Origin of the sequence: Shinella sp. JR1-6, assembly GCF_004284735.1 — a bacterium.
Classification (GTDB): domain Bacteria; phylum Pseudomonadota; class Alphaproteobacteria; order Rhizobiales; family Rhizobiaceae; genus Shinella.
The window spans coordinates 1-3,403 of the sequence record NZ_SHMI01000081.1 but is presented as its reverse complement, the minus strand read 5'-3'; the positions used below and the strand labels follow the sequence as shown (position 1 = coordinate 3,403).

The window sequence follows — 3,403 nt, the reverse complement described above, 5'->3', positions numbered from 1 at the left end:
GTTCTTATGTGCCGGGCGAGATTATGTGGCGGATCCGTCCTTGCGCCAGCCGAGGCCCGTCTAATCTGGAATTCTCCACCACATAATATTTCGTGCCTCTTGGGATGGGTGCGGGATCCCCCCGCGCCGCTATTCGGAGGGACAACATGCTCGAGTTCTATTTCTCGTATCGTGGGGTGCTCAAGCGCCTGCGTAGTGGTGCGCTTGGTGGCGAGATGGATCGCCTCGCGGAGCATTTTTTCGCGCTCGGTTATAAGCGAGCGTCCGCCAAGATTTACCTGAGCCGGATTGCGCGTTTTAGCCAGTTTGCCTTGACGCGCTGTGGTCCGATGCCGATCCATCAAGATGTCATCGACAGCTATTTGGACGCGTTTACTACTGATACTCCGCGCATTGGGGCACTATCGGCTCTGGCACATGCACGGCGAGTGGCTCCGGAGCGGTTCATTATTTCCGTTTCAAGTGAAGAGAATGATCCTGACGCTCCGCTTCTGGCCTCCTTTTCGGACTATCTGCGCAGGGTACGGGGCCTGGAGCCGAAGACCCGCGAAGGCGTTCTTCTGGGCGGCCGCCGCTTTCTGGATTGGTTCCGCCATCGCCACCCCGGCCAAAGTCTTGAGACGTTGACAGCTGAGCACGTGCTTGCTGCTGTCGAGCATCGGCTGTCGCTATCGGCGACCTCCGGCACCCGCACGGCAGCGACTTCTCACATTCGAACATTTCTTCGGTTCTTATGTTGGGCTGGCCACCATCACCAAGATCTTGCCCGCATCGTCCCGAGAACGCCGTATTGGCGTTTGGCGCATCTGCCGCCGCGCCTTGCATGGGGTGACGTTCGGCGCGCAATCGATGCGATCGGCCCAACGACGCCGGTCGCTATCCGCGATCGAGCCGTCCTGCTGCTGCTCGCCACCACGGGCATCCGCAACGGCGAGTTACGCGCCATTCGGCTGCAGGATATCGACTGGTGTACTGGCGAGGTTTTTATCCGGCGTACCAAGGGCAAACGTGATCGGGTGGTGCCACTCCTCGAGGAGACCGGCGCGGCGCTCGTCGACTACATCCTGCGCGCTCGACCGAAGGTGGACAGTCCGTATCTGTTCCTGTCGTTCACGCCGCCGGTGGGAGCGTTCAAGTCTGCGGCGCCGGTTTCTAGGATCGTGAGGAAGCGGTTGCGGCATGGCGGGGTCGAACTCGGGCGGGTCGCCGGTGCACATCTCCTGCGCCACAGCCTCGCCACCCAGCTTGTCGGGCAGCGAAGGCCAATCAACGAGGTCGCCGATCTTCTTGGTCACCGGAGCATCAACACAACGGCGGTGTACGTGAAGGTTGCGGCCTCGCAGCTCGCCGAGGTCGCACTCCCCTTTCCGGGAGGCGCTGCATGACCGCCTTTGCCCGATTCCTCGGCGAGAAGGTCGAGCGTTACATCGAACTGCGCCACTCGCTCGGCTACTCTTTCAGCAAACAAGCCGGTACATTGCGCGCTTTCGTCCGCTACGTTGAACGCACTCAATTCGATGCGCCCGCCACCCGGACGATGGCGCTGGACTTCGTCCTGTCGTTCGGCGGCGCCGCCAACAGCCGCGCTACTCGTCACGGCGTGCTCCGCCGCTTCTACGAGTATCTCGCCGTCTATGACGCCCAAACCGAAGCCTTGGAGCGCAGAGCCTTTCCTAGATCCAGGGCGATTCCACCTCCACGTATCCTCAGCGAGGCAGAGTTGGCGTCGCTCATCGACGCATGCACCCGCATTTCGCCAGGCATCCCCCTCAGGGGGCGGACGATGGCGACGCTGATCGGATTGTTGGCAAGTTCGGGACTGCGATCGGGCGAAGTGGTCAGGCTTGATCGTTCCGACGTCGATCTGACCAACGGGGTTCTTCTCATTCGGAAGACGAAGTTCCGCAAGGACCGTCTCGTTCCAGTTCACACGACGACCCAAACCGCGCTTCGCCGCTATGCCCGTGAGCGCGATGCCGCCTTTCCCAGTCCCAAGGACCAGGCCTTCTTCCTCAGCTCTCGTGGCAACCGCCTCTCGGCGACTGGCTTGCAAAGCGGATTTGCTCAGGTCCGCAAGTTCGCCGGCCTTGATGACGGCAAGCCGTTGCGGCCGCACGATCTTAGGCACCGGTTTGCCGTGACCCGCATGAGCCTTTGGCATCAACAACGCGCCAACGTCCAAGCGCTACTCCCGGTGCTCGCCACCTATCTCGGCCACGCCAACTACAGTGACACAGCCTACTACCTCACTGGCTCGGTGGATCTTCTCGCGATGGCGGCGGAGCGCGCCTTCCTCGATGGAGGCGCAGCATGAGTGAACACTTTCTCCTGGCGCCGCTCTTGGAGTCCTACTTTCGCCGGCGCTTGACCAAACAACGCAACGCCACTCCCGCGACCATGGCCAGCTATCGCGACGCATTGCGCATGCTCATCCTCTTTGCCGCCACCCGGTTGCGGAAGAAGCCGGCGGCGTTGATGCTCGAGGAGCTCGATCGAGACCTCATTCTCGCCTTTCTCGACGAACTCGAGGAGAAGCGGAACAACACCATCGCCACGCGCAACGCCCGCCTTGCAGCGATCCGATCGTTCTTCCACCATGTCGCAGCCGCCGATCCGGCGTCCTTCGGTGTCGCCCAACGCGTGCTGACGATTCCCATAAAACGGGCGCACATCGAGGTGACGCATCACCTCATCAAGGCCGAAGTGGACGCCCTCATTGAGGCGCCCAATCCAAGGACGCCCCGCGGTCGGCGTGACCGTACGTTTCTACTGTTCCTGGCACGGACCGGCGCGCGGGTCTCCGAAGCTACCGGCGTCAACGCAAACGACCTTCAGTTGGAACGGTCGCACCCGCAAGTACTGCTGCGCGGCAAAGGGCGCAGAGACCGCGTCATCCCTATTCCTCAGGATCTGGCGAGAGCACTGACAGCCTTGTTGGCCGAACACGGAATCGCGAACCACGAGCCGCGACCTATATTCGTCGGCGCCCGCAACGAGCGCCTGACGCGCTTCGGAGCAACCCACATCGTTCGGCGAGCCGTGGCCCAGGCCGTGACCATCAGGCCGGCCTTGGCCCAAAAGCCTATATCGCCTCACATCTTCCGACACTCGCTGGCCATGAAGCTCCTCCAGTCGGGCGTTGACCTTCTGACTATCCAAGCCTGGCTCGGGCACGCACAGGTCGCTACAACCCATCGCTATGCCGCCGCCGATGTCGAGATGATGCGTAAAGGTCTCGAGAAAGCTGGAGTCGCCGGCGATCTTGGCGTCCGTTACCGACCAAATGACGCCGTGCTGCAACTGCTGAACAGCATCTGAGTATTATGTGGCGGAGAATTCCAGATTAGACGGGCCTCGGCTGGCGCAAGGACGGATCCGCCACATAATCTCGCCCGGCACATAA

At 61.7% G+C, this 3,403-nt stretch carries 3 protein-coding genes; all 3 read left to right on the top strand.

All coding sequences use genetic code 11. The annotated features are described in order from the left end of the window. The first annotated feature begins 146 nt into the window (after positions 1-146). Genes EXZ48_RS34135 through EXZ48_RS34125 form a run of 3 tightly spaced genes read left to right on the top strand, consistent with a single transcriptional unit; the run spans position 147 to position 3,318 of the window. Entirely contained in the window at positions 147-1,385 is a 1,239-nt protein-coding gene (locus EXZ48_RS34135; RefSeq protein ID WP_130521478.1) for a site-specific integrase, read from the top strand. After that, positions 1,382-2,314 (top strand): tyrosine-type recombinase/integrase, encoded by a 933-nt coding sequence (locus EXZ48_RS34130; RefSeq protein ID WP_130521476.1) that lies wholly within the window; start codon positions 1,382-1,384, stop codon positions 2,312-2,314. The genes EXZ48_RS34135 and EXZ48_RS34130 overlap by 4 nt, the downstream gene beginning before the upstream one ends. Continuing rightward, positions 2,311-3,318, top strand: a complete 1,008-nt coding sequence (locus tag EXZ48_RS34125) for a tyrosine-type recombinase/integrase (RefSeq protein WP_130521474.1) — start codon at positions 2,311-2,313, stop codon at positions 3,316-3,318. The genes EXZ48_RS34130 and EXZ48_RS34125 overlap by 4 nt, the downstream gene beginning before the upstream one ends. The last annotated feature ends 85 nt before the right edge of the window (positions 3,319-3,403 follow it).

What these genes read in the sequence shown, in the direction of transcription:
- EXZ48_RS34135 (WP_130521478.1), top strand. Translation starts at nt 147, where the DNA reads ATGCTCGAGTTCTATTTCTCGTATCGTGGGGTGCTCAAGCGCCTGCGT.
- EXZ48_RS34130 (WP_130521476.1), top strand. Translation starts at nt 1,382, where the DNA reads ATGACCGCCTTTGCCCGATTCCTCGGCGAGAAGGTCGAGCGTTACATC.
- EXZ48_RS34125 (WP_130521474.1), top strand. Translation starts at nt 2,311, where the DNA reads ATGAGTGAACACTTTCTCCTGGCGCCGCTCTTGGAGTCCTACTTTCGC.